Source organism: Acidisphaera rubrifaciens HS-AP3, from assembly GCF_000964365.1.
Classification (GTDB): domain Bacteria; phylum Pseudomonadota; class Alphaproteobacteria; order Acetobacterales; family Acetobacteraceae; genus Acidisphaera; species Acidisphaera rubrifaciens.
On the sequence record NZ_BANB01001045.1, the window covers coordinates 1 to 215 of the forward strand.

At 74.0% G+C, this 215-nt stretch carries 1 protein-coding gene; it reads left to right on the forward strand.

The window, feature by feature from the left end; translation table 11 throughout:
* The coding region (locus B8460_RS19965; protein WP_048863380.1) for a LysR substrate-binding domain-containing protein at positions 1 to 215 on the forward strand (215 nt) is incomplete at both ends.

A 215-nucleotide genomic window follows, 5' to 3' on the forward strand; every position in this document is an offset into this window, starting at 1 on the left:
GCGGCGCGCTGGTTGTCGGGTCGCTGGAGACCACGGCGGCGCTGCGCCTGTCGCCGGTCCTGGCGCGCTATGCGGCGGCGTGGCCGGCGGTGGACGTAACCCTGCGCACCGGCACGAGTTGCGAGCTGGTGGAGGACGTGCTCGCCGGACGGCTGGAGGGCGCGTTCGTCTGCGGCCCGGTCAGGCATGCCGACCTGACGGCGCAGGACATCTTC